The sequence below is a fragment of the Sphingomonas sp. 28-62-20 genome, from assembly GCF_002281505.1.
Genome location: NZ_NCGH01000007.1, coordinates 236,789 through 260,598, shown reverse-complemented (window position 1 = coordinate 260,598; position 23,810 = coordinate 236,789). Strand labels below are relative to the sequence as shown.

18 protein-coding genes are annotated in these 23,810 nt (G+C 63.0%); 5 read left to right on the top strand and 13 right to left on the bottom strand.

Features of this window, described 5'->3' with window-relative positions:
* Positions 1–49 precede the first annotated feature (49 nt).
* The 5 genes from B7Y43_RS07820 to B7Y43_RS07800 form a co-directional block, all read right to left on the bottom strand.
* Positions 50–790, bottom strand: a complete 741-nt coding sequence (locus B7Y43_RS07820) for a head GIN domain-containing protein (RefSeq protein WP_374131064.1) — start codon at positions 788–790, stop codon at positions 50–52.
* Positions 791–912: 122 nt separating this feature from the next.
* Positions 913–1,446, bottom strand: a complete 534-nt coding sequence (locus tag B7Y43_RS07815; RefSeq protein ID WP_374127233.1) for a CarD family transcriptional regulator — start codon at positions 1,444–1,446, stop codon at positions 913–915.
* Between the two features lie 367 nt (positions 1,447–1,813).
* The gene (fdxA, locus tag B7Y43_RS07810; RefSeq protein ID WP_374131063.1) at positions 1,814–2,152 is read right to left on the bottom strand and encodes a ferredoxin family protein; all 339 of its coding nucleotides are present in this window, start codon (positions 2,150–2,152) and stop codon (positions 1,814–1,816) included.
* 68 nt (positions 2,153–2,220) lie between these two features.
* Positions 2,221–2,526 (bottom strand): S4 domain-containing protein, encoded by a 306-nt coding sequence (locus B7Y43_RS07805; protein WP_374131062.1) that lies wholly within the window; start codon positions 2,524–2,526, stop codon positions 2,221–2,223.
* Between the two features lie 6 nt (positions 2,527–2,532).
* Positions 2,533–5,037, bottom strand: coding sequence for a helicase-related protein (locus B7Y43_RS07800; protein ID WP_374131061.1), 2,505 nt, complete (start codon positions 5,035–5,037; stop codon positions 2,533–2,535).
* Between the two features lie 247 nt (positions 5,038–5,284).
* On the opposite strand from B7Y43_RS07800, the gene B7Y43_RS07795 reads away from it, so the two are divergent.
* Positions 5,285–6,775, top strand: coding sequence for a M23 family metallopeptidase (locus tag B7Y43_RS07795; protein ID WP_374131060.1), 1,491 nt, complete (start codon positions 5,285–5,287; stop codon positions 6,773–6,775).
* A gap of 54 nt (positions 6,776–6,829) precedes the next feature.
* Here the strand turns inward: B7Y43_RS07795 and B7Y43_RS07790 are convergent, their stop codons facing one another.
* The 5 genes from B7Y43_RS07790 to B7Y43_RS07770 form a co-directional block, all read right to left on the bottom strand.
* The gene (locus B7Y43_RS07790; RefSeq protein ID WP_374131059.1) at positions 6,830–8,503 is read right to left on the bottom strand and encodes an ATP-binding protein; all 1,674 of its coding nucleotides are present in this window, start codon (positions 8,501–8,503) and stop codon (positions 6,830–6,832) included.
* A 92-nt stretch (positions 8,504–8,595) separates the two neighbouring features.
* On the bottom strand, positions 8,596–9,351 hold the full coding sequence (locus B7Y43_RS07785) for a TIGR02186 family protein (protein WP_374131058.1): 756 nt from the start codon (positions 9,349–9,351) through the stop codon (positions 8,596–8,598).
* Positions 9,348–10,262: a sulfite exporter TauE/SafE family protein gene (locus B7Y43_RS07780; protein ID WP_374131057.1), complete on the bottom strand. Its 915-nt coding sequence runs from the start codon at positions 10,260–10,262 to the stop codon at positions 9,348–9,350. The genes B7Y43_RS07785 and B7Y43_RS07780 overlap by 4 nt, the downstream gene beginning before the upstream one ends.
* 56 nt (positions 10,263–10,318) lie before the next feature.
* Entirely contained in the window at positions 10,319–11,386 is a 1,068-nt protein-coding gene (locus B7Y43_RS07775; RefSeq protein WP_374131056.1) for a hypothetical protein, read from the bottom strand.
* Positions 11,383–12,783 (bottom strand): glycosyl transferase family protein, encoded by a 1,401-nt coding sequence (locus B7Y43_RS07770; protein WP_374131099.1) that lies wholly within the window; start codon positions 12,781–12,783, stop codon positions 11,383–11,385. Before B7Y43_RS07770 ends, B7Y43_RS07775 begins: the two co-directional genes overlap by 4 nt.
* 148 nt (positions 12,784–12,931) lie before the next feature.
* On the opposite strand from B7Y43_RS07770, the gene B7Y43_RS07765 reads away from it, so the two are divergent.
* Positions 12,932–18,685, top strand: coding sequence for an alpha-2-macroglobulin (locus B7Y43_RS07765; protein ID WP_374131055.1), 5,754 nt, complete (start codon positions 12,932–12,934; stop codon positions 18,683–18,685).
* A 44-nt stretch (positions 18,686–18,729) separates the two neighbouring features.
* Complete coding sequence (gene pbpC, locus B7Y43_RS07760) at positions 18,730–20,895, top strand: penicillin-binding protein 1C (RefSeq protein WP_374131098.1); 2,166 nt, start codon at positions 18,730–18,732, stop codon at positions 20,893–20,895.
* 78 nt (positions 20,896–20,973) lie between these two features.
* Here the strand turns inward: pbpC and B7Y43_RS07755 are convergent, their stop codons facing one another.
* Together B7Y43_RS07755 and B7Y43_RS07750 are read right to left on the bottom strand one after the other, a co-directional pair.
* Positions 20,974–21,426, bottom strand: a complete 453-nt coding sequence (locus tag B7Y43_RS07755) for an RcnB family protein (protein ID WP_374131054.1) — start codon at positions 21,424–21,426, stop codon at positions 20,974–20,976.
* Positions 21,427–21,578: 152 nt separating this feature from the next.
* Positions 21,579–22,088 (bottom strand): outer membrane protein assembly factor BamE, encoded by a 510-nt coding sequence (locus tag B7Y43_RS07750; RefSeq protein WP_374131053.1) that lies wholly within the window; start codon positions 22,086–22,088, stop codon positions 21,579–21,581.
* 64 nt (positions 22,089–22,152) lie between these two features.
* Between B7Y43_RS07750 and B7Y43_RS07745 the strand changes: the two genes are divergently transcribed.
* Positions 22,153–22,710: a ubiquinol-cytochrome C chaperone family protein gene (locus B7Y43_RS07745; RefSeq protein WP_374131052.1), complete on the top strand. Its 558-nt coding sequence runs from the start codon at positions 22,153–22,155 to the stop codon at positions 22,708–22,710.
* A complete protein-coding gene (locus tag B7Y43_RS07740; RefSeq protein WP_374131051.1) occupies positions 22,707–23,258 on the top strand; it encodes a DUF177 domain-containing protein in 552 nt (183 codons plus the stop codon). Before B7Y43_RS07745 ends, B7Y43_RS07740 begins: the two co-directional genes overlap by 4 nt.
* On the opposite strand, the gene B7Y43_RS07735 is transcribed toward B7Y43_RS07740, so the two are convergent.
* On the bottom strand, positions 23,255–23,800 hold the full coding sequence (locus B7Y43_RS07735) for a histidine phosphatase family protein (RefSeq protein WP_374131050.1): 546 nt from the start codon (positions 23,798–23,800) through the stop codon (positions 23,255–23,257). The genes B7Y43_RS07740 and B7Y43_RS07735 overlap by 4 nt on opposite strands.
* Positions 23,801–23,810: the final 10 nt, after the last annotated feature.

Genomic DNA, 23,810 nt, shown 5'->3' with positions numbered 1-23,810 from the left:
CCGGCTGCATCGCACCGATTCACCCCCACCGACAAGCCCGGCGGCAATGTTACTTGCCGCAGGTGACCGTGCCTGATCCCATTTTGCTGGTGGTGCAGGTCGCGTTCTTGCCCATATCGACATCACCCGATCCCATGATCGATACCGTTGCCGACCCGTCGACATCAGCGCTGATGCTGCCTGAACCGGCAATTGAGGCATCCGCCTGGCTGGCCTTGACGCCCGCGGCATTGATATCGCCCGACCCGGCAATCGCCATTTTCAGCGTGCCAGCGCTGCCTTTGGCGGTGATCTCGCCCGAACCGGCGATGTTGAACTCGGCCGATTTCACCTTGAGCGCGGCGATGGTGATGCTGCCCGAGCCTGCATTTGACGCCTCGAAATCATCGCCCTCAGCCGCTGCTACCGTCATGTCGCCCGAACCGGCGACATTCGCGGCAACGAGCCGAGGCAGCGTGACGAAAATCTTGGCGCCCTTAGACGATCCCCAGTTGAAACTGGGATCGGATTTACGGCCAATCTTGAGCATCGTCCCGTCACGCTCGATCTTGAGCCGGTCGAGCACTTCGCTTGGGCCCTCAGCACGAACACTGAAACTATCGGCGAGCTTGATGTCGACATCGTCCGATCCACGCAGCGCCACGCCGGTAAAATCGGCGACCGGAAAGGTGCGCGACGTTCCCGTGCCCGTGGCCGGCACGGCATCACCCTTGTCGAAAATGCCCGCGCCCGAACAGGCGGCCAGGGGTATCATCGCCGTCATCATGGCCAGCACGGTGGTCTTACGCATCGCTCATCCCTTCATTGTGTATTGGTGAAATAACACACTGTGATATGGATCGCAATCGCCAAACAAAAAAGGGGTGACCGTTGCCGGCCACCCCTTGATGGATCATTGGAAAACCGCCTTGATCAGGCGGGTTCCTTGTCCTTGTTGTGGATAGCTGCAGCCTTGCGCAGGATTTCCAGGATTTTTTCCTGGGCAGTCGGCTCGTCAACCTGCTCCATCGCCGCCAGTTCGCGCGCGAGGCGGCTGGTGGCGGCTTCGAAGATCTGGCGTTCGGAATAGCTTTGTTCGGGCTGATCATCGGCCCGGAACAAATCACGGACCACTTCGGCAATCGATACGAGATCGCCCGAGTTGATCTTGGCTTCATATTCCTGGGCACGACGCGACCACATCGTCCGCTTCACGCGCGGTTTGCCGGTCAGCGTATCAAGCGCCTCACGCAGCGTCTTGTCCGAAGACAATTTGCGCATGCCGACGCTTTCGGCCTTGTTGGTGGGTACACGCAGCGTCATGCGTTCTTTTTCGAACCGCAAGACATAGAGTTCCAGCTGCATGCCGGCGATCTCCTGTCGCTGCAGTTCGATAACACGGCCAACGCCGTGCTTGGGGTAAACAACATAGTCACCGACGTCGAAGGACAGCGCCTTGGCAGCCATTCTGTTGAGCCTTTCCGTGATCATAGCCCCAGGGGGAGCGCGCTTGCGGCCTTGGCGGTCGGCGCGGTTGGGGCGGTGTGCGTGTGAGTCTCCGTAGCGACGGCACCGATCGGAACCGCCGTCAAAGCCTCTTTAACATAGTCGTCACAAAAATACCAGTCGTCGCCGCGCCGACGCACGAACAGCGGCGGGCCCGGCACTTGCCGACCCGCGCACCGGACCGTGGTTGCCGGTCCTTACCCAACTGGGCAGGCCAGTCGAAACGCCGGGAGCTGGCTGCCCGTCCCGTGCGATAAATCTTGACACTAGCCGATACTGGCGGCCCGCTGCTGGCGCGCCAGGCTCCCGTCTTTAGACGGCTTTGGCGTCAATCGCCCTCGCCGGGCTCTGGCGAGAAGAGTTCCTCATATTTGCCCTCGCGGCCCTTGAACTCATCGGCATCAGCCGGGCTCTCGCGCTTGCGGGTAATATTGGGCCATTCGGCCGAAAATTTGGTATTGAGTTCGAGCCATTTTTCCAGCCCGCTTTCGGTATCGGGCAAAATCGCCTCAGCCGGGCATTCGGGCTCGCAAACGCCGCAATCGATGCATTCGCTGGGATTGATCACCAGCATATTTTCGCCTTCATAGAAGCAATCGACCGGGCAGACCTCGACACAGTCCATATATTTGCAACGGATGCAGGCGTCGGTAACGACGTAGGTCATGCTCGGCTAACTCCCAATGAATTTCTGGGTGGATATCTGGCTTCTGCTATGCGCGCACCTGTTGCCCGTCAACAGGGCTTTGCTGCATCGGCGAATAGCGTAGCGGCCTCGCTGGCCGGTCCCCGTCGGCTAGGCAGCGCCAGCACCCGAAGCACACGCACCTCATCGCCCTGCACAAAGGCGATCACCGATCCAACCCGCACGGGCGTATGTGCCCGGTCGACCCGGCGCCCATCGAGCCGGATCGCCCCTGCTTCCGCCAGCGCTTGCGCGGCGCTGCGCGACCGGGCGAGCCGCGCAAACCAAAGGAATTTATCAATCCTGAGGGTCGGTGCGGAGTCTGGCGCTTGTGAGCGCCCGACTAGGCCCGGCATTGCGGCTCAGCCATGGCGACCGGTGATCTGCGCGAGCACGGCAAAGGCATTATCGCGAGGCGCTGTCACCGCCTTCACCCGTGGCGGCCGCCCGCGCCACACCCAGCGGGGCACGCCTTGTTCTGGTGGCGCCGCACGAAAACCAAGCTGCCCCATCAACCGGTCAACGGTCGCCGGCGCAATGCCGATCGATGTTGCCAGCGTCGAATCGGGGGTGAAGGGTGCTTTGCCGGCGCGCGCGTCATGCGCGGCGCGCGCCAGCCGCTCGACCAGATCGATCCGCACGGCCTGCGCCCCAATGGCGCGAAAACCCATTACCGCGCTAGCGCCGGGCGCGCCGCGCGCCAGCACCGTGGCGCCGGGCGGCGGCAGCGTCGCCAGCGCCTTGCCCGATTGCGCTGCCAGCAGAGCGACGCGCCAGCGCATGGCCACGGGTTTCAGCAGGCGCGGATCGAACAGATCTAGCGCGCCGATGACGATCCCGGCCTTGCGCAGCCGCTGGCGATCCATCCCAACCAGCGCCTCGATCGCCTCGCCAAGCGGCAACCGCGCCGCCAGCCCTGCGCCTGTGCCCAGCGCCGCCGCAATCACGCGCAACGCGGCAGTCGCGGCGGGATCACGCGCCATTGCCTCAACCGCAGCAATCGCCGCCGCATGGCGGGCGACTTGTGCCGCCACCCAGCCCTCCAGCCGCGCTTTGATACGGTCACGATCGGCCTTGTCGAGGCAATCGAGCGCGCGCACGAGCTCGATCCGCGGCCGGGTCAGCGCTGGCCCCGGTCGCAAATACGCAACCGGATGGCCAGCCCAGCAAATCTCAGGGCGCTCGCCCGTGCCAAGCGCCAGTGCACCATCCGGCGCCGTCGCCAGCGCCGCCGCCCGCCGCGCCCGTTCAGCGCCCAATCGGGTCTCCGCTGCCGCCAGCAACAGCCTTTTATCGCTCGCCCGCGCGTCGGCCGCGACGACGAAATGAAACCCCTCCAGTCGGCCGATCGACTGATCCTCCACCGATACCGCGCCGTCTTCGGCCACCGTTACCGCCAGCGCGCCGGCATCACCGCCAAGCTGGCGCATCAACACCGTGGTCCGCCGATCCACAAAGCGCTGGGTCAGCCGATCGTGCAGCGCATCCGACAATCGTTCTTCCAGCGCACTGGTCCGCGCCGCCCAAAGCTGCGGCTCGGCCATCCAGTCGGCCCGGTTGGCGATATAGGCCCAGCTTCTGGCCCCAGCGATCCGCCCGGCAATCGTTTCGACATCGCCGTTCACATTGTCGAGCCTTGCGATCTCGGCGGCGAACCAATCATGCGGGACATGGCCGGTGCCCGTCGACAGATAGCCATGAACCCGCGCGATAAAGCGGGTATGGGGATCAACGCCCAATTTGCGGAAATCAGGCAAGCCACACGCCGCCCAAAGTCGCTTGACCATGGCTGCGCCCCGCGTCCGATCGCGGACACCGTCTTCCTCGGCCAGCCGCTTCAGCACCGCCAGATCAACGGCTTCAGGGGCCGCCCGCAGCACCGGGGACAAGGGGCGTTGTTCAAGATCGGCGATCAGATCGTCAATGCTCGCCACGCTCGGTTCGCCTTCACGCCAATGAAGGTGCTCAAGCCGGGGAAAGCGATGCTCTTCAATCGCCAATATTTCCTCCGGCGTGAAGGCACCTGACCCGGTTTCGCTTAGCGCGCCAAAGGTGCCGTCGCGCTGATGTCGGCCGGCACGGCCCGCAATCTGCGCCATTTCCGCGACCGTCAGCCGACGCTGGCGGTGCCCGTCAAACTTGCGCAACGACGCAAAGGCGACATGGGCCACATCCATGTTGAGCCCCATGCCGATCGCATCGGTCGCGACCAGATAATCGACCTCGCCAGACTGGAACATCGCCACCTGGGCGTTTCGGGTGCGGGGCGACAGCGCGCCCATCACCACCGCCGCCCCGCCGCGCAGTCGCCTGAGCATTTCGGCGACCGCATAGACCTCCTCCGCCGAAAAGGCGACGATCACTGATCGCCGCGGCAACCGCGAAATCTTGCGCGCACCGGCATAGCTGAGCGTCGAAAAACGCGGGCGATTGACGATCTCGGCATCGGGAATCAGCGCCCTGATCATTGGCCGCAGCGCTTCTGATCCCAGGATCATCGTCTCCTCACGCCCGCGCGCGCGCAGCAGTCGATCGGTGAAAACATGGCCGCGCTCTGGATCAGCCCCCAATTGCGCCTCATCGATACCGACAAAGGCAAGATCGCGATCAAGCGGCATGCTTTCGGCGGTGCACAGGAACCAGCGCGCGTCGCGCGGCAGAATCTTTTCCTCACCCGTGATCAGCGCAACCTGGGCCGGGCCTTTGATCTTAACCACCCGGTCATAGACTTCGCGCGCCAGCAACCGCAGCGGAAAGCCGATCATGCCACTCGAATGGCCGCACATCCGCTCAATCGCGAGGTGCGTCTTGCCGGTATTGGTCGGCCCCAAAACAGCCGTGACCGGGCGGGTGGCAGGTCCAGTCATTATGCCCCCAAGATCGCGTGGCAGACCCCGCAACGCAACCAGCCGTTGTACAAAAAATCTTCATTAACCAATTCTGTTGGTTAGCCCCAGAAAACTGCCATTTCTGTTGGTCCCCTGAGTCACACCGTTCGTCGCAATTGGGACAATTGGCACACCGGGTTAATTTGACTTTAGGAGTCTGTGGCCACAGTCATTTTTCCTAGGGAGCGCAAAAGCGGGTTGCGCGTTCATTTTTGTGGGGGCGGCTGTGTTTGTACGCAGCGATCATGGCTTGGGCGAGGGAGGCGGTGCTGCCGCGCTATCCTTTGGGCGAAGCCTGGCACCGCTTAGCCCCACCACCCGATTCGAAACACTACGGGCCCGCATTGCTGATATTGAATGGGCGCCCGATCTTGGCGCGCAAATTGGCTCGGCCACCTGGTGGCGCGGCGCGTTAACCTGCACTGCGCTCATCACGGCAACCTGCTGGCTCTCGCCGGGTTTCAACAACCCGCTCATCGGGGCGACCCCGCCGCCGCTTGAAGGATCGGCCTGGGAAGAAGCCCGGGCGCAGGCAATTGCGCCACTGGGCTGGGGGGCCAATTCGGGCCGACGCATCGCCGCCAATGATCTTGTCGCGCCGCTCGCCGAAACGCCCGAGCGGCCAATGATCGAGCTGGCAGCGACGCTGGGCAGCGGCGATAATTTTTCGCGCGTGCTGACGCGCGCCGGGGTCGCCCGCGACGAGGCGAGCAGCGTCGCCGATATGGTCTCGCGCGCGGTGGCGTTATCGACGATCAAGCCCGGTACGCAGCTTGAGATCACGCTGGGGCGGCGACCGAGCCGCGATGTGCCGCGACCACTCGACAATCTGAAATTCCGCGCGCGATTTGATCTGAACGTTGCCGTGGCGCGCACCGGTGGCCATCTGGTGATGGCCCCGCAACCGATCGCCATCGACAATACGCCGCTCAGAATTCGTGGGCTGGTCGGGCAAAGTCTATATCGCTCGGCGCGTGCCGCTGGTGCGCCAGCCAAAGCCGTCGAAGCCTATATCCGCGCCTTGGCGAGCCGCATTTCGATTGGGCGTGATGTCCAAGCCGACAATATCTTCGATATCGTCGTTCGCCAGGCACGCGCGGCGACGGGTGAGGTCCAATTGGGCGAACTTCTCTATGCCGGGCTCGATCGCGACGGGAAGAAGATCCAGCTGCTGCGCTGGGGCGGCGATACCGATAGCAGCAAGGGTGGCCAGTGGTTCGAAGCCAATGGCGTTGGTGAGCGCCGCGGTGTCATGTCGATGCCCGTCGCGGGGCATCTCACCTCTAGCTATGGCATGCGTTTCCACCCGATCATGCGGATGATGCGCATGCACAAGGGCATGGATTTTGGCGCCCCCTATGGCGCACCGATCCGCGCCGCCATGGACGGCATTGTCACCTTGGCTGGGCGGACCAGCGGCTATGGCAATTTCGTCAAGTTGACGCATGGTGGTGGCCTGGCCACCGGCTATGGCCATATGAGCCGGATCGCGGTGCGGTCGGGCACCCGTGTCGCGCAGGGCCAGATTATTGGCTATGTCGGCTCAACCGGCATGTCGACCGGCCCGCATCTCCATTATGAAGTGTGGCGTAACGGCGTGTCGATCAATCCGCGCAATCTGTCCTTCACCCAGGTCGCTCAGCTATCCGGCAATGCGCTGCGGGCGTTCAAGGCGAAACTGGCGAGCTTGCTCTCGGTTAAGCCCGCCGGTCGATAGACCGCACTGGCGCGACGAACCGGCCTCAGCGTGCCGGAGTGATCACATCCGCGATTAATGCCCTTGCGACCGCCAGCGTTTGATCGTCCGGGCGATAATCTGATCTTCCTGACCAACTTCACGCCACAGGCGCGAAAACAGCGGGTCATCAGATGCCGGCCGTCTTTCCTCTTCGAGCGAATCAAAGGCAACGCGGATCGGCACCGCCACGCCTTCCCCGCAAACGATACATTCACGGTTGCGCAGCGCCGGGATGACATCAAGAAAACCGCGCGCGCCTTCCGGCATCGCTGCCCGAACAAAGGCCTGATCGCGATCGTTATTAAGCCGCATCGCGATGATCGTGCCGCATTGTGACAGCACGCCCTCAGCAAGATCGGACGGACGCTGGGTGATCAGCCCCAAAGAAACGCCATATTTGCGGCCCTCTTTCGCAATCCGGCTCAGGATTCGCCCGACCGAGGACATGGATTCATTCGCCGGAATGTAGCGATGCGCCTCTTCGCAGACGAGCAGGATAGGCCGTTGCGGTTCGTTGCGGGACCAGATCGCGAAATCGAACACCATCCGCGCCAGCACCGCCACCACCACCGACGTAATTTCAGACGGCACGCCCGATACATCGATGATCGAAATCGGCTTGCCATCACCGGGCAAGCGAAACACCCGCTCGATAAAGCTCGCCATCGTATCGGCGACCAGCATGCCAGAGAACATAAAGCCAAAGCGGGGGTCCGCCTTGACCTCGTCAATCTTGGTCTTGAGCCGCAAATAGGGCGCCGTATCGCCAGCGCGATCCATCTTGCCCATTTCCAGGCTGATCAAATTGGTCAGATCGCTGAGCAGATAGGGGATCGGCGCATCGACCGTCAGTTTCGAAATTTCCTGGCCCAACCGGCCCTTGCTGCGGGCCATCAACAGGCATTTGGCGAGGATATCGGCGTCAACCTGGCGTTCCGAACCATGGCTGGTGACGAACACTTCGCAATGTTCTTCAAAATTCATCAGCCAATAGGGCATTTGCAGGTTCGACACGTCATAGGTCGCGCCATTGCCCTTGAACGCTGCGGCATATTCGCCGTGCGGATCGACCATGACGATATGGCCCTGCGGCGCGAGATCACAGATACGGTGCAGAATCAGCGCCGCAGCGGTCGATTTGCCGGTGCCGGTCGATCCAAGCAACGCGAAATGCTTGCCGAGCAGTGCATCGACATACAGCGCGGCGCGAATATCGCGCGTGGGGTAAACCGTACCAATGTCGATATTGGCGCGATCATCGGCGGCATAGATTTGCTGCAAATCAGCGGTCGATACCGGAAAGACGGGGCAGCCGGGCATCGGGTAGCGGGTAACGCCGCGCCGGAATTTATAGAGCTTGCCGGTCAGCCGTTCCTCATCGCCTTCGCCGAGAAAATCGATGGCGGCAACGATCTGGCCGCTGCGACCATCGGCAAGTTTCAGGGACCGGATATTGGCAATCAGCCAGGTGCTGCCAACGCGCATCTTGACCTGGCTGCCGACTTGGCCGGCCGCGACGATGACCGGATCAGCGCTGTTGCTAAGGCGGTCAATCGCGAGGGCATCGAGCAGAATCTGGCTGCTCGACCCGTGGATTTCGAACACAAGGCCAATTTCTGCACCCTGGGCGTCGATGGGGTGACTGGGGGCGGGCGCATCCCCGCGAAGATCGGCGTCAAAGGCACGACCCTGGGCGCTGTCCATCATTTCCATCGCTCCCCCGGCCGCTATTGACAGCCCGTTTTGCATGGCAGGCGTAAAGATAGCGTTGCCATATCCTGGTGCGGGTTGGCGGCAGCCTAAAAGCGGCGAGCGATCCAGCCGGCACCCCAGCCGAACATCACCGACAACGCCACGGCGGTGAGCCCATAGAAAAAGGAATCGCGCTCCGCCGCGCGCGCGACAAAGCGTTCAAACCCCGATTTGCGGATATCAATATCCCGCACCGCTGCCGCCAACACCCGGCCATCGCGAATCAAAAAGGTTTCCGCAGTGAACCGACCCACCGGCACCCGCGCCGGTATCCGCACCCGAGCGCGGTACAGCACGCCATCGGTAATTTCGACCGCACGCGGCGCTTCATAATAGAGCGCATTTCGGCGTTTCAGCTCGACCAGCCCTTTAGCGAAACGACTTTGGTCGTTGGTTGGCGTGTTACTGGCCGGCGACAGCTGAAGACTGTCGAGACCAAGTTCATAGATCGCGCGGGTGCGGCCGTCGACGAGCTGATCGATCGGTTTTGACGAGGCGATCGCGTAAAAGGATGGCGCCGACAGATAGCGCATCCGCGCTGCATTCACCCAAATACCGGCAATTTTCTGTTTTTCGCGCACCAGAATTGGCTGGGCCGGGCCTTTGACGACCACGACAATTTCGGCATCGCGCTCGCTCGGCACCCGCCCGCCGGGATAGAGGATTGCACCGAACAGCAGCAGTTCGGCGCCGGTAAAGCTATAGGCAATCTCGATATCGCGCTGCGACACATCGGGTACCAGCACGGGCTTGGCCTGGCCCATCAGCAGCGGTGCGGCCAGCAACAGCCATCGGCGCTTCATGACAGCTCGACCGAATAGAGCTCATCGGGGCGGAACCCCAGCCCGATCGCCACCCGAAACGCCACCAGCAACACGATCGCGGCCAGCGCAAGCCGCAGATATTCCGGCTTGACCCGGCTCGCCAGCCGCGCGCCGACCTGCGCACCAACCACCGAACCGAGCAGCAGCAAGGCGGCAAGCACGATATCGACTGCCTTGGTGGTCGTCGCATGCACCATGGTGGCAATAGCCGTGACGAACAGCGTCTGGAACAGCGACGTGCCGACGACGACCTGGGTGGTCATGCCAAGCAAATAAAGCATTGCCGGCACCAGAATGAACCCACCGCCAATACCGAGCAAAATCGTCAAAATGCCGACGAAAAAGCCGAGCAGCAGCGGCGCAAGCGGCGAAATATACAGCCCAGACCGATAAAAGCGCGTTCGAAGCGGAAGGGCAGCGACCAGCGGATGATGGCGGCGCTTGCGTGCGCGCAAGGGAATACCCGTCTTGATCGACTTGATGCTTTGGAGCGATTCGCGCGCCATCATCGACCCGATTGAGCCGAGCAGCAGCACATAGATGATCGCGATAACGGTATCGATCTGGCCGCTTGCCTGGAGCAGCTGGAATATCCACGCCCCGGCGAACGAGCCAAGGATGCCCCCGCTCACCAGCACGCCGCCCATCTTCACATCAACGCCTTTGCGCCGGAAATGGGCAAAGACCCCCGATACGCTGGCCCCCGTGACCTGGCTGGCGGCCGAAGCGGCGGCGACCGTGGGCGAAATGCCGTAAACGATCAGCAGCGGCGTCGTCAGAAACCCGCCGCCAACCCCAAACATGCCCGACAATAAGCCAACGCCCCCGCCAAGCAGGATGATGACGAACGCGTTCACGCTCAAATTGGCGATGGGCAGATAGACGTCCATGAGTATGCAGGCGATATCCTGTTCGGGCGCAGCGCGGAAGCCCGACCGGCTTGGCGTCAGAAATCGGTGCCGATCGAAACGGCTGGCCCCGATCCGGGACGAGCATCGCCCGCCACGCGCTGACGCCAGTCAATCGTCAGCCGTACCTGCTTGCCCCTAACTGGCAGTCGCGCGGCGATGGTAGGGCCGATATCGAGCCGAGCGGCACCGGGTTGGATCGCCCCCCAGCCGCCCACCGCCAGATCAAGCCGACTTTGGCCAATGACCGCGACCTCGCGGCCAATGCGCACACTCCCATCGGCATAGCCAATCCCGCCGTCACGCCCGATGATCCCCGCCTGCCCATAGCCCTCCGCGACCAAGCCAGCCGCAATCGGCAGCGGACCGGCGCCCCCGACAATCCCAATCGCCGGGCCACCCCGCACTCCATTAATCCCGATGCGCTGCTCTGCCAGCAGCCGAACCGGGAAACGCGTCGGTCGCCACTCCAGCCCGATCGCCGCTTCCTGACCGGGACCGGACAGTGGCGATGCAACCCGGGCCACGATTGCCACCCGGCGGGCATCACCAAGCGCATAAGCCAGTCGAACCCCGGTTTGGCTGCCGCCGATCTGGCTACCGACAAGGCTGGCACCGATGCCCCGCCCATCGCGCGCAATCAGCCAGAAGCTGCCTGACCAGCGTGCCGACGGAGGCGTATCGGGCAAACTGCCCCGTCGGAAATCCGGACGGATGGGAGCAGGTGCAGTCGTCGCCTGTAATGGCAGCAGTATCGACGGCATCTTCCTTTCAGGGAGATCTAGCTTGGCGATCGATGGAGGTGACGCAACGGCAGGCAGCGGTTCAATCAGCGCCGCGCGTGTCGCCCGCAGGCGGTGGCGTTCGGCGCGCAGCCATTTGGGCGCAAACCGCACAGAGCCACCCTTTTCCAAAACGGGCCCCAAAACGGGCAAGGACCGCGCGATCGAGCGCGGGGCAGGATCGACCGGACCGACAAAAGCATCGCGCATCAATGGTTTAGGGCGCGGGAGCACATGGGCTGGCCACAACATTACAATACGTGCCGCCGCCCAGAGTCCCAGCACCAGCGCCAGAAAGCGCAGCGGGCTACCGCGACCCGTCACGCCGCAGCATAATGTTCGGGATTCGGGAAGGCATGGGTCGTTTTGTCCCAGCGCAACGCTGCGCCGCGCAGCATGGCGACATAGCGCAGGATCGCCCGGCGGGCAGCGAGCAGGGCGATGACATTGCCGACCAAAGCACGCGGAATCGACCAAAGCGCTTCGCGAGCGCCATAAGCGCGCCCGGTAAAGACGGCGCGCATCACCAATCGCCAGGCAAGCAATAGGCTACAAGCGAGCAAGATCAGGGGCGGAATCGCACCGGGTGCCGAGGGTGTTGCGACCAGCCAATGACCCAACCAGGACAGGGCTGTGGCCACTAGCGCCAGATAGGCGGCCGCCAAGACAAGCACGGCAATCGGCTGGCGGCGGTCACGCATCCGCATCCAATGATCGCCAAGATCAAGTCGCCGACCCCAACCGATGCGATCCCATCCGGCCAGCGCAATGCCGATCATCCAACGCGCTTTTTGCCGCACGGCATCTTCAACTTTGGCCGGAAAATACGCACGAACGGCGACCATTGGCCCGCCAGGATATTCGCGAATGCGCGCAAAGCTGATCTGCCCGCCAAGCGCCGAAAGGTGCAGGCCAAGCTCATAATCCTCGGTTAGGCTATCGGCATCAAATGGATCGCCACCGCGCGCCGCCGCCAATTGAACCAGCGCCGTCCGGGCAATCGCGCAGCCAACCCCGGCCAGCGGCATGCCCACGCCCAGCGCCTGCCGCACGATCAGCTGCTTGCCGTGTGCCTCAGCAAATTCATCGCAATAATGGCCCGATACCAACCGCGAACCCGGCTGCACTAAGGGCCGCACCGGTAACTGGACCGCGACATGGCGACCAATCAATCGATCAAAGACTCTGAGCTCCTGAGCGTGAACCACATCCTCCGCATCATGCAGGACAATCGCACGAGCACGGATACCATCTGTTGCCTCAAACCGTGCCAGCGCGTGCCATAAGCTGTTGAGATTGGCTGCCTTTGTTGTCGGGCCAGGTGTGGTACCGATCACGATCCGCACCCGATCATCACGCGCCGCAACCCCGGCAACGGCGGCAATGGTCGCGGGATCATTGGGATAGGTGCCGACATAAATATGATAATCGGGATGATCGAGCCGGGCGAGCGCACTAGAGAGCATCGCCCCGATCACTGCCGCTTCATCCCAGGCCGCCACGAAAATTGCGAGTCGCCCCTGCGGCTCAGGGGCGGCGAAATCCGCCAGGCTCGGCGCAGTCCGGCGCGATCGGATCAGCTGCCGCCAAGCGGCACGCCCCAGAAACAACAAATCAACCGCAAGGTCGTCAACCCCGCCCAGGACGAAGCCCATTGCCGCAAACAGCATCGCTTCGCGCGCGACAATATCGACCAGTGCGACACCCGCTTCCCAGCCGATCAATGATGAATTCCCCTCGATTCGCGCCTCGCCTGTTGTTCCTTACTCGGCCTTTCCGCGCAAGCCATTGCATTAACGCGCGATTCATTACTGGACCGGCACCCCGCCGACCGGTAGCCTGCGGCCTCATTTGAGCGAGGAAGCGACAATGAAGCTGGTAACCCGTCTGGCGTTTCTGGCCCTTGTGGTCGCACCTATCAGTGCTTCCGGCGACAACACCCCGCAGGTGATTGTTGCAACGCCGGGTATCGGCAACGGCGCAATCGAGCGCTTCACCGTCCGGTTCAGCCAACCGATCGTCGCGCTGGGTGACCCGCGCGCCGCTGCCCCGTTCAAGGTCGATTGTGCCATCGCCGGCGAAGGCCGCTGGGTCGATCAACAAACCTTTGTCCATGAATTCAAAACGCCGCTCCCCGGCGGCACGGCGTGCAGCTTCGATCTGATCGATGGGCTGAAAACGGTGTCGGGCTATGCCGTTGGCGGTCAGCGCAGCTTCAAGGTTGATGCCGGCGGGCCGGTCGCCCGCGCGATCCTGCCCGGCCAATATGGCGGCGAGATTGAAGAAGATCAGGTGTTCTTGATCGCCGCCAATATGCCAGCGACCCCGGCGTCGGTCGCTGCCAATGCCTATTGCGCAGTTGACGGGATTGGCGAAAAAATCCCGGTTGACGTGCTCGGTGCCGATGTCGCCCCCAAGCTGCTCGCTGATCTTGGTACCGATCGCTACGAGGTGAGCAATTTCCTTGAAACCGCGGGCCTGCCAGCCGCCATTCCGGCGGCCCAAGCTGATCGCCAGGCGATGACAGCGGGGATAACGGCGCTGAAATGTCGTCGGCCGCTGCCGCCCGGACGGGACATGGCGATCATCTGGTCGGGCAAGATTGCCGGCGCTGGCGGCAAGCTCGCCGGGGCCGATCAACGCTTTGATTACACCGTTCGCAAGCCCTTTGCCGCGCGCTTCGAATGCGGCCGAGTCAATCCGCAGGCCGGGTGCAGCCCCGTCGAAAAGGCATGGGTTCGCTTTTCAGCACCGATCGCCAAGTCGCTCGCCGAGCAGATCCGCATCCAGACCGCCGATGGCCGCTCGCTCACTCCATCCTTTGATAATGAAGCAAAAAAGAGTGCGACCGTCAGTGATATCAGCTTTGCGACGCCGCTGCCCTTTGCAACCACCGCAAAGCTGATCCTGCCTGCGGCCATCACAGATGAGAGCGGCCGGGCGCTTTCCAATGCCGAGCGTTTCCCGCTCGATATCCGCTTTGACGAAGCGCCCCCCTTGGTGAAGTTCGCCGCGCCCTTCGGCATCTTGGAGGCGCGCGAAGGCGGCATCTTGCCGGTGACAGTCCGCAATATCGAACCCGCGCTGCAGGGCCGCAATCTCAGCGTCGCTGGCCAGACGCTGAAGATTGACGCCACAGATGGCGATGTCGCGCGCTGGCTGCGCACGGTTGATGATGCCGATGATTATGCCAGCCATGAGGAACAGCGCGGCAAAGAAAAGGTGACGATCAACGACACGGGATCGCGCGCCATTCTTACCGCCAATCAGGGCGCGGCGATCAACATCGGGTTGCCCGGCAAAGGCAAGGATTTCGAAGTCGTCGGGATTCCGCTGACCAAACCGGGCTTTTACGTGGTCGAGCTGGCCAGCCCCAAACTCGGCCAGGCGCTGCTGGGTCGTGCCGCGCCGCGTTATGTCGCCAGCGCCGCCCTCGTCACCAACATGGCGGTGCATTTCAAATGGGGTCGGGATCGCAGCCTCGCCTGGGTCACCGCGCTTGATAGCGGCAAGCCCGTCGGCAATGCCGAAGTCCGCGTGACCGATAGCTGCACTGGCAAGGTGCTGGCGCGCGGCGTGACCGATAAGAGCGGCGGGTTGTTCTTCCCATCGGGTCTACCGACGCCCGAAACCTATAGCGATTGCGACGGCGAAGGATCGTCTCATGCGCTGATGGTATCGGCCCGCAAGGACGATGATTTCAGCTTCACGCTTACCGATTGGGGCGACGGCATCCGCCCCTATGATTTCGATCTGCCCTATGGCTATTCGGCGCAGGACGACATTGTCCACACCGTGTTTGATCGCGCGCTGGTCCGCCAGGGCGAGACGATCAACATGAAGCATATCGTCCGCAAGCCGGTAACGGGTGGCTTTGCGGCCGGCCCTGCCTTCACGGGCACGCTGCGGCTGTCGCACCGCGGGTCCGACACGCAATTTGATTTGCCGCTGACGATCGACGCCAATGGGGTTGGCGAATCGAGCTGGAAAGCACCGCAAGGCGCACCGATGGGCGATTATGATCTGCAGATCATCGCCAAGACCACGGACGGCGACAAGACGATCTATACCAACCAGTCGTTCAAGGTTGACGAATACCGGCTGCCGACGATGCGGGCCAGCGTCAGCGGCCCCAAAGAAGCGGCAATCCGGCCAAAGACACTGCCGGTTGATCTGTTTGTCGGCTATCTTTCGGGCGGCGGCGCATCGCGGCTCCCGGTCGAAGTACGCGTTGGCTGGTTCGGCAGCATTGGCACTCCCAAAAACTATGAAGCCTATAGTTTTGGCGGCAAAGCGGTGACTGAGGGCGTCAAGCCGATGAACGGCGATGGCGAGGAAGAACAGACTCCCTTGCCGCCAACCCAGACCCTGCCCGTCACCCTGGGGGCGGATGGCACAGCGCGCACCGGGATCGAGATACCGCAATCGCTTGATGGGCCCGCCAATATGCTGGTCGAAATGGATTATCAGGATGCCAATGGCGAAGTGCTCACTGCTTCGCGCAGCATCCCGATTTATGATGCGGGCGTGCGGATCGGCATCAAGACCGATGGCTGGTTGATGAAGCAGGACGATTTGCGCCTGCGCCTGGTCGCAGTCGATACCGGCGGCAAGCCGATCGCCAACCAGAAGATCACTGTCGCGCTGTATAATCGGGAGATTTTGACGGCGCGGCGCCGGTTGATCGGCGGCTTCTATGCCTATGACAATCAAATGAAGACCACCAAGCTCAGCACCAGCTGCACCGTGACCACCGATGCACAGGGACTGGCACTGTGCGCGATCAATCCCGGCGTATCGGGTGAAGTCTATGCCGTGGCGACCACCACTGATGCCGCCGGCAATCTGGCGCGCAGCACCCAATCGGCGTGGCTGGTTGGCGATGATGATTGGTGGTTTGGCGGCGATAATGGCGACCGGATGGATCTGATCCCCGAACAGCCTGAATATAAAGCCGGCGAAACCGCCAAATTCCAGGTCCGCATGCCCTTCCGCGAAGCAACCGCGCTGGTCACGGTTGAGCGGGAAGGCGTGCTGTCCAGCTTCGTTACGCAGTTGAGCGGCAAGGACCCGGTGATTGAGGTCGCGATGCCGGGCAGCTACGCCCCCGACGTCTTCGTCTCGGTGATGGCGGTGCGCGGTCGCATTCAGCCCGGATTTTGGGACTGGCTCAGCGATATCGGCGCGATGATGGGCATCATCGCCAAGCATGAACCCACGCCCGAGCCGACGGCCCTGGTCGATCTCAGCAAGCCCGCTTACCGAATCGGCATTGCCAAAGTGAAAGTCGGCTGGGACGCCTATCGCCTCGGCGTGACCGTCAAAGCCGATCGTGAACGCTATGCCGCGCGCGACGTGGCCCAAGTCGATGTCGATGTGAAAATGCCCGATGGCAAGCCCGCAGCGAGCGCTGATGTCGCCTTTGTAGCGGTTGATCAAGCGCTGCTCCAGCTCGCCCCCAATGACAGCTGGGACGTGCTGAGTGCGATGATGGGCGAGCGCTCGCTCTCGGTCCTCACCTCGACCGCGCAGACCCAGGTCGTTGGCAAGCGCCATTATGGCAAGAAGGCGGTCGAAGCGGGCGGTGGCGGCGGTGGCGATCTCTCCGGGCTCAATCGCGAGAATTTCCAGCCGGTGCTGCTGTGGAAGGGTCGTGTCGCGCTTGATGCCAATGGCCATGCCCGCGTGCCCGTCGCGCTCAATGACGCGCTCACCTCTTTCAAGCTGGTGGCGATTGCCACCAAGGGTGCGCAACTCTTCGGCACGGGCGAGGCCGATATCCGCGCGGCGCAGGACCTGAGCATCTTTGCGGGGATTCCGCCATTGGTGCGCACCGGTGACCAGTTCGGCGCGGTGTTCACGCTGCGCAATGCGTCCGACAAGCCGTTGACGGTCACCGCGACGGTCGATCTGATGCCGCGCGTCGCCACCGGCAAGCCGCTCACGGTGACGATCCCGGCCGGTGGAGCCGCCCCCGTCGCCTGGAACCTGACCGCGCGCGAAGGCCTGAACAGTCTGCGCTGGCAGGTGTCCGCCAAAAGCGCAGACGGCAAGGCGGTCGATCGGATCACGGTCGACCAGCAGATTGTACCGGCAATACCGGTCGAAGTCTGGGCGGCGACGCTCGCTCGCGTCGAAGCGGGGACATCGATTCCGATCACGGCCCCGGTGGGAGCGCTGCCGGGGCGTGGCAGCGTTGATATCCGGCTGGCTGATACGCTTGCACCGCCGCTCGCCGGGGTCCGCAGTTACATGACTGCTTATCCCTATAATTGCTTCGAACAGCGGCTGTCGCGGATCGTTGCGCTTGGCGATGTCGCAGGCTGGACCGCGCTGGCGGGCGATATCCCCACCTATCAGGCACAAGATGGCCTGCTGCGCTATTGGCCCTCGGACAGCCTGGAAGGGTCCGAAGCCCTGACGGCTTATGTCCTCTCGATTTCGTCTGAAGCAGGCCTGCCAATCCCCGAAGGACCGCGGGCACGGATGATCGAGGGGCTGAAGGCAGTGGTCGATGGCCGGGTCCGGCATGAGGATTATGGCGATGTCCGGTTGCAACGCATCGCCGCCTTTGCCGCGCTCGCCCGCGCCGGTGCCGCCACCCCGGCGATGCTCGGCCAGATCGGCTTGGCCACCAATGAAATGCCGACCGCTCAATTGGCCGATTATTTGGTGGCGCTGGACAAGCTTCAGGGTCTTGCCAATGCCCCGGCGCTGAAAACCGCCGCCCAGGCCGAATTGCGCAAGCGGCTGGTTTATGAAGGCACCCGGCTTGATCTGAGCGATCAGTCAAGCGCCGCCTGGTGGCTGATGTCATCGGGCGACGAGGCCGCGATCAAGGCTTTGGTGTCCGTGCTTGGCCGGCCCGGTTGGCAGGATGATGCACCGCGGATGATGGTCGGCGTGGCACTTCGCCAGTCGCGCGGCCATTGGGATACCACCACTGCCAATGCTTGGGGAGCGATCGCCGCCCGGAAATTTGCGGGCGTCTATCCGGCTGAAGCGGTTGCCGGGGTGACCACGGCGTCGATCGGGAGCGCGACGCTCACTCGCGCCTGGCCGCTTGCCGAACCATCACGCTTCGTCAGCCTGCCGCTGCCGAGCACGCCAGCGCCGCTCAAACTGACGCAGAGCGGCGGGGCGGGGCCATGGGCGATGGTATCGGTATCGGCGGCAGTGCCGCTCACCAAGCCGCTCAACGCCGGCTATAAAATGACCAAGTCGGTCGCGGTGGTGCAGGCGCGCAAAGCGGGCTTGCTGACTCGCGGCGATGTACTGAAGGTGACGATTACCGTCGACGCCTCAGCCGAGCGCAATTGGGTGGTGGTGAGCGATCCGGTGCCAGCGGGGGCAACAATCATTGGCGATCAGGGTGGGCAATCCTCACTGCTGGCGCAGGTCACCGGCAATGCCGGTGTATCCCCCAGCTATGTCGAGCGCGGTGGCGCGACTTGGCGCGGCTATTTTGCCTGGGTGCCGCGCGGCGCCTTCACGGTGAGCTACACCGTCAGGCTCAACGGATCGGGCCGCTTCAACTTGCCACCCACCCAGGTTGAGGCGATGTATTCGCCCGCGATCCGCGCCGCTCTGCCCAATGCGCCGGTGACAGTGCTGCCGAATTGACATGAACTGGCACTGAAATGGAGTGGCGGGGTCGATTGCGAGCGATGCTGGCTGATCAGCCCGATCGGCTTTGGGCGGGAACCATTGCCTGGATAAAGGCGCGGCGGCGGACCGATTATGCGCTGGGCGGGCTGGTACTGGTCGTTCTCGCGGGGGTCGCGCTTGATTATGCCACCCAGCCGCCACCATTGCCGGGCTATGCGCAGGTGCGCCGCGCCTGGCAGCCCTCCGAAGCCTGGCTTTATGCGCGCGACGGCACGTTGATTGACAGTGCACGCGTCAATTTCGCGGCGCGACGGCTGGCCTGGACGCCGCTTGACCGCGTGTCGCCGGCCACCCGCGACACGCTGCTCGCCGCCGAGGACAAGCGATTCTACAGCCATGGTGGGGTTGATTTTCTGGCCTTGGCCGGGGCGGTCCGCGATCGGGTGCAGAACAAGCATGGACGCGGGGCAAGCACGCTGTCGATGCAAGTTGCGGGCTATTTGAGCAACGATCTTGCCGCGCCCGGCGCGCGCGGCTGGCGGGACAAGCTGCGCCAGATGCGCGCGGCCTGGGCGCTCGAACGCGGCTGGCGCAAGGATCAGATTTTTGAGGCCTATATCAACCTGGCAGGGTTTCGTGGCGAGGCGCAGGGGATTGGCGCGGCAGCGCTTGGCCTGTTCGGCAAGACCCCCGATGCGCTGTCGCGCGATGATTCGCTGTTGCTGGCGGCATTATTGCCTGATCCCCAGGCCCGTCCCGATCAAGTCGCCCGACGCGCGTGTGCCTTAGCCCATGCCCCCGACTGCACTCGGTTTGACGGTGCCGCCTGGTCGATGCTCGGCCCGGCGCGCAGCCTGGCGCTTGATCCGGGGCTTGCTCCGCATCTCGCGAACCGTTTGCTGACCAAGGCTGGTCTCAAGGTCACCACGACGATTGACGCCCAGACCCAGCGGATCGGGATTGCAGCCCTTGTCCGCCAGTTGCGCGGGCTGGGCGGCGCCCGCGCCCGTGACGGCGCGGTGGTGGTGGTTGATAATGAAAGCGGCGATGTGCTCGCTTATGTCGGCGGGGTTGGCGGTGCCTCAACCGCTGCCGCCGTCGATGGCGCGGCGAGCTATCGCCAGGCCGGGTCGACCCTCAAGCCGTTCCTTTATGCCGATGCGATTGAGAAAGGCTATCTGACTGCGGCGTCAATCCTCGACGATTCACCTGTTCAGCTCGACACTGCTTCGGGCCTTTATGTGCCGCAAAACTATGATCGCGATTTCAAGGGACCGGTCTCGGCCCGCAGCGCGCTGGCGGGGTCGCTCAATGTGCCAGCGGTCCGCACCCTGCTCCTCATCGGCGTCGAGCCGTTTCGCGACCGGCTATGGGATACCGGCTATCGTGGCCTGACCGAGGATGGCCAATATTATGGTTTTTCGCTGGCGCTTGGATCGGCGGAAGTGACCCTGCTTGAGCAGGTTGCCGCCTTTCGGTCGCTCGCGCTTGGTGGGCGCTGGTCAGCGCTGCGGCTGACGGCCGCCGACAAACCCGCCACCCCGCGCGCCATCACCACACCGGCCGCTGCCTGGATCGTCAGCGATATGCTCGCTGATCCCAATGCCCGGGCCGGCACCTTTGGCCTTGATAGCGCCCTGCGCCTGCCCTTTTGGGCAGCGGTGAAAACGGGCACATCAAAGGGCCTGCGCGACAATTGGTGCATCGGCTTTTCAAAGCGCTTCACCGTAGGGGTCTGGGTCGGCAATCTGGAGGGCGATCCGATGCGGGCTGTATCGGGCACCAGCGGTGCCGCCCCGGTCTGGCGCGATATCATGCTGGCAATCAACGCGCGCGGCAGCGCGGCGCCCGCAATGCCCCCCGGCATCGAGGCGCGCCAGATCAGCTTTGGCGGTGCTATCGAACAGCCCAGGCGCGAATATTTCCTGGTCGGCACCGGCCAGACCCGGATTGCCGGCGCGCCCGATACCGCACGGCGCCCCCGAATCACCAATCCCGTTGCGGGCAGCGTCTATGCGCTTGATCCCGATATCCCGATTGGCCGCCAAAAACTGGCGATTGGCGTGTCGGGGGCGACAGCGGCACATCGGTTAGAGCTAGACACCAAGGATCTGGGTGCGGCTGACGGGCATCCCTTGCTACTGGCGGGGCCGGGGCGGCACCGGCTGCGGCTGATCGATCTGAGCGGGCGCGTGGTCGATCAGGTGATTTTCACGATGCGCTGAAGTCGGCGTCGCAAGCATGAAAAGGCCAGCGCGGCTTTCACACCACGCTGGCCTTTTCGGTAAAGTGCGATCGCGCCTTTAGAAGAAGAAACCGCGATACACGTCGACCACGACGCCCCGGCGCGTGTCGATCAACAACACGTCGTTATAGTGGCGCACCCAGCGATTAAAGCCACGCGCTGGCGGCAGACGATAGCGCCACGGATCGGCAATGAAGTAACGCGAACCGTAAAACCCAGGCGCGATCCGAACGCCGGCGCGGAAGTTGTTGTACCGGAACGGGGCGTTCCAGTTACCGCGACCGTACAGGTCACGATGGGTATTGCGATAGCCGCGCCAGTCGTTGCGACCCCAGGCGCGGTCGCGATCGAACCGGTCTTCGCGCAATTCCTGCCGGGCTTCGCGAACATCGCGTTGTTCGCGGCGGATATCGCGCTGGTCGCCATAACGATAGGCGCGGTCAAGATCACGCTGCTCCGCCACTGGCAGCATAGTTGCGGCCATCAAACCCATGATGATCAATTTACGCATGATGCTTCTCCATTCTTCGTACCAGACATAACGCCCAAGGGGGATATGGGTGCCGTCTGAGAATGAAGTTGCCCGAGTCGCGCTGAACGATTCTCGAACGCGTCAGTCATCCTGGAGAAAGGATTGGTACGCTGATCCAACGCCCGCAGCGTTTAAGGTGTGTCGCGCCCGCCACCGCCCTGGTTGGCCCCTGGTGGCAAGCCGGAACCGACGGTGCCGATATTGCCGAACAGATCCTCAAAGAAGGTGCGATGGCGCCCCAGCGTTGGGGTTGTCTTGCCATAGGGATTGATCGAGGCAACCTGTTCAATGCCGGTGCGATCGACCGCTGTTACCACGCCCTTGTCGTCAAACCGCACCCGCAACACCGTCTGCACCCGCGGACGTGGACTGTTATACGCATAAAAGCGTGTATCGCGGGATATGTAATAATATTCGCGCGCTTCCCCTGATGCGTCCGAATCAAACTGGCCGGTCAAGGTTGGTTTGCCAAGCACCTGGACAACCGAGGCGCGATTATCGACCCCCGGCTGGACCGAGTTGACCAGATCGACATCGACGACATAGCCTTGGTGGCCGTTGAGCCGGGTGCAGCCCGACAGCGCGCCACCGGCCGCGCCGATCATCAGCAAAATCCCGATACGAGTGGATAAACGGCGCATTAGACTCTCCCAGGCGGGCACGCGGACAAAGGCACGCATTGCATCATGCCGAACGAGCCTCAATATGCCGGAGATCGCCGCCAGACAAGGCGGGGCGCTGATTGGAGTTGTGATGGGGTTGATCGACAAGCTGTTCGGGGCGCCACGGCCATCGCCGACGGCGCCACTCTATGCGGCGATTATCGCCAATGGCCGCCAGCCGCACTGGTATCTGGACGGCGCGGTGCCTGACACGATTGACGGCCGGTTTGATATGATCGCGGCAATCCTGGCGCTGGTGCTGCTGCGCCTGGAGGATGATCCGTCAAGCGCTGGCCGGGTTGCCCAGCTGACCGAGCAGTTTATCGACGATATGGACGGCCAGCTGCGCGAAAGCGGGATTGGCGATGTCGGCATCGGCAAAAATGTCGGCCAGATGATGAGCATGTTGGGCGGCCGGCTTGGCGCTTATCGCGAGGCACTGGCCAGCGATGATCTGGCGCCGGCGCTGCGACGCAACCTGTATCGCGGTAATGACCCTGGTGAGGACGCGGTTGCCCATGTCAGCGCGCAGTTGCTTGGGTTGCGCGAGCGGCTGGCCGGACAAGAGTCAGCCGCAATATTGGCGGGGCAGATCGGATGACGCCCCCCGACGCGACTCGCCCCGAATTTCACCGGCCCGAAAGGGTTGAGACGATCGGGGAAGGCAAACGCAGCATTGCGGTTGCAGCCAATGCCGCCGAACGCGCAGCGCTGGCGACGCGGTTCGGCCTGATCGAGATCGTCCGGCTCAACGGCGATTATTTGGTGGCGCGGACACCGGCTGGTATTGTTGCCGAGGGCCGCGTTACGGCTGACGTGATTCAGGCTTGTGTCGCCACGGGCGAGCCGCTCTCTGCGCGAATCGATGAGCAGGTCGCCTTGTGCTTCGTCGCTGACACGCCAGCTGACCCTCCTGCGGAAGAGATCGAGCTAAGCCTCGACGCCCTCGACATCATTCCGTTTGACGGCGGTGCCATTGATTTGGGTGAGGCCACTGCTGAAACGATGGCGCTGGCGCTGGAGCCCTTTCCGCGTAGCCCCAATGCCGATGCGATTCTGCGCAAAGCCGGCGTATTGGCGGAAGAGGAAGCCGGGCCGTTCGGCGCCCTGGCCGGACTTAAAGCTAAGCTTGAAGAAAAAAAGGCTTAATCCTCGCTGTCCGGGCCAAGGCTTGGATCGAGATCACGCGGACGGACAAAGCGCGTCAGGGTGGCAGCATGGGCCGGGACATCGGCCCAACGGTCACAGGTAAAGACAAGTTCGGCCAGCGTTGCCGTTGGGAACTTAATCTCGACCTCGTCACGCAAATCCGGTTCTTCGCCTTCGGGCACCAGCATCAGCACCAGATCCTCAAGCCCCGGATTATGCCCGACCAGCAGCACCCGCTCGACACCGTCCGGTAGGACACTCACCAGATCAAGCAGGGTTGCCGCAGAGGCAAGATAGATCCGCCGCTCCCAATCAGGCGCTAGCGGCTGGCCATAGCCGGTGGCGAGATGATCAAGCGTTTCGACCACGCGCACAGCGGGGGAGGCGATGACATGATCAAAACTGATCGCCTGCGCCTGCAAATAGCGACCAATTTGCGCAGCGGCGCGTTTGCCGCGCGGGTTCAGCGCCCGATCAAAATCGCGCGCAGCCGGGTCGTCCCAGCCGGATTTGGCATGTCTGAGCAGTGTCAGCGTCTTCATGCCCACTCCG

Bases quoted from the DNA above. Each gene is read 5' to 3' on its own strand.
- B7Y43_RS07820 (WP_374131064.1), bottom strand. From the start codon at position 790: ATGCGTAAGACCACCGTGCTGGCCATGATGACGGCGATGATACCCCTG.
- B7Y43_RS07815 (WP_374127233.1), bottom strand. From the start codon at position 1,446: ATGGCTGCCAAGGCGCTGTCCTTCGACGTCGGTGACTATGTTGTTTAC.
- fdxA (WP_374131063.1), bottom strand. From the start codon at position 2,152: ATGACCTACGTCGTTACCGACGCCTGCATCCGTTGCAAATATATGGAC.
- B7Y43_RS07805 (WP_374131062.1), bottom strand. From the start codon at position 2,526: ATGCCGGGCCTAGTCGGGCGCTCACAAGCGCCAGACTCCGCACCGACC.
- B7Y43_RS07800 (WP_374131061.1), bottom strand. From the start codon at position 5,037: ATGACTGGACCTGCCACCCGCCCGGTCACGGCTGTTTTGGGGCCGACC.
- B7Y43_RS07790 (WP_374131059.1), bottom strand. From the start codon at position 8,503: ATGATGGACAGCGCCCAGGGTCGTGCCTTTGACGCCGATCTTCGCGGG.
- B7Y43_RS07785 (WP_374131058.1), bottom strand. From the start codon at position 9,351: ATGAAGCGCCGATGGCTGTTGCTGGCCGCACCGCTGCTGATGGGCCAG.
- B7Y43_RS07780 (WP_374131057.1), bottom strand. From the start codon at position 10,262: ATGGACGTCTATCTGCCCATCGCCAATTTGAGCGTGAACGCGTTCGTC.
- B7Y43_RS07765 (WP_374131055.1), top strand. From the start codon at position 12,932: ATGAAGCTGGTAACCCGTCTGGCGTTTCTGGCCCTTGTGGTCGCACCT.
- pbpC (WP_374131098.1), top strand. From the start codon at position 18,730: ATGCTGGCTGATCAGCCCGATCGGCTTTGGGCGGGAACCATTGCCTGG.
- B7Y43_RS07755 (WP_374131054.1), bottom strand. From the start codon at position 21,426: ATGCGTAAATTGATCATCATGGGTTTGATGGCCGCAACTATGCTGCCA.
- B7Y43_RS07750 (WP_374131053.1), bottom strand. From the start codon at position 22,088: ATGCGCCGTTTATCCACTCGTATCGGGATTTTGCTGATGATCGGCGCG.
- B7Y43_RS07745 (WP_374131052.1), top strand. From the start codon at position 22,153: ATGCCGGAGATCGCCGCCAGACAAGGCGGGGCGCTGATTGGAGTTGTG.
- B7Y43_RS07740 (WP_374131051.1), top strand. From the start codon at position 22,707: ATGACGCCCCCCGACGCGACTCGCCCCGAATTTCACCGGCCCGAAAGG.
- B7Y43_RS07735 (WP_374131050.1), bottom strand. From the start codon at position 23,800: ATGAAGACGCTGACACTGCTCAGACATGCCAAATCCGGCTGGGACGAC.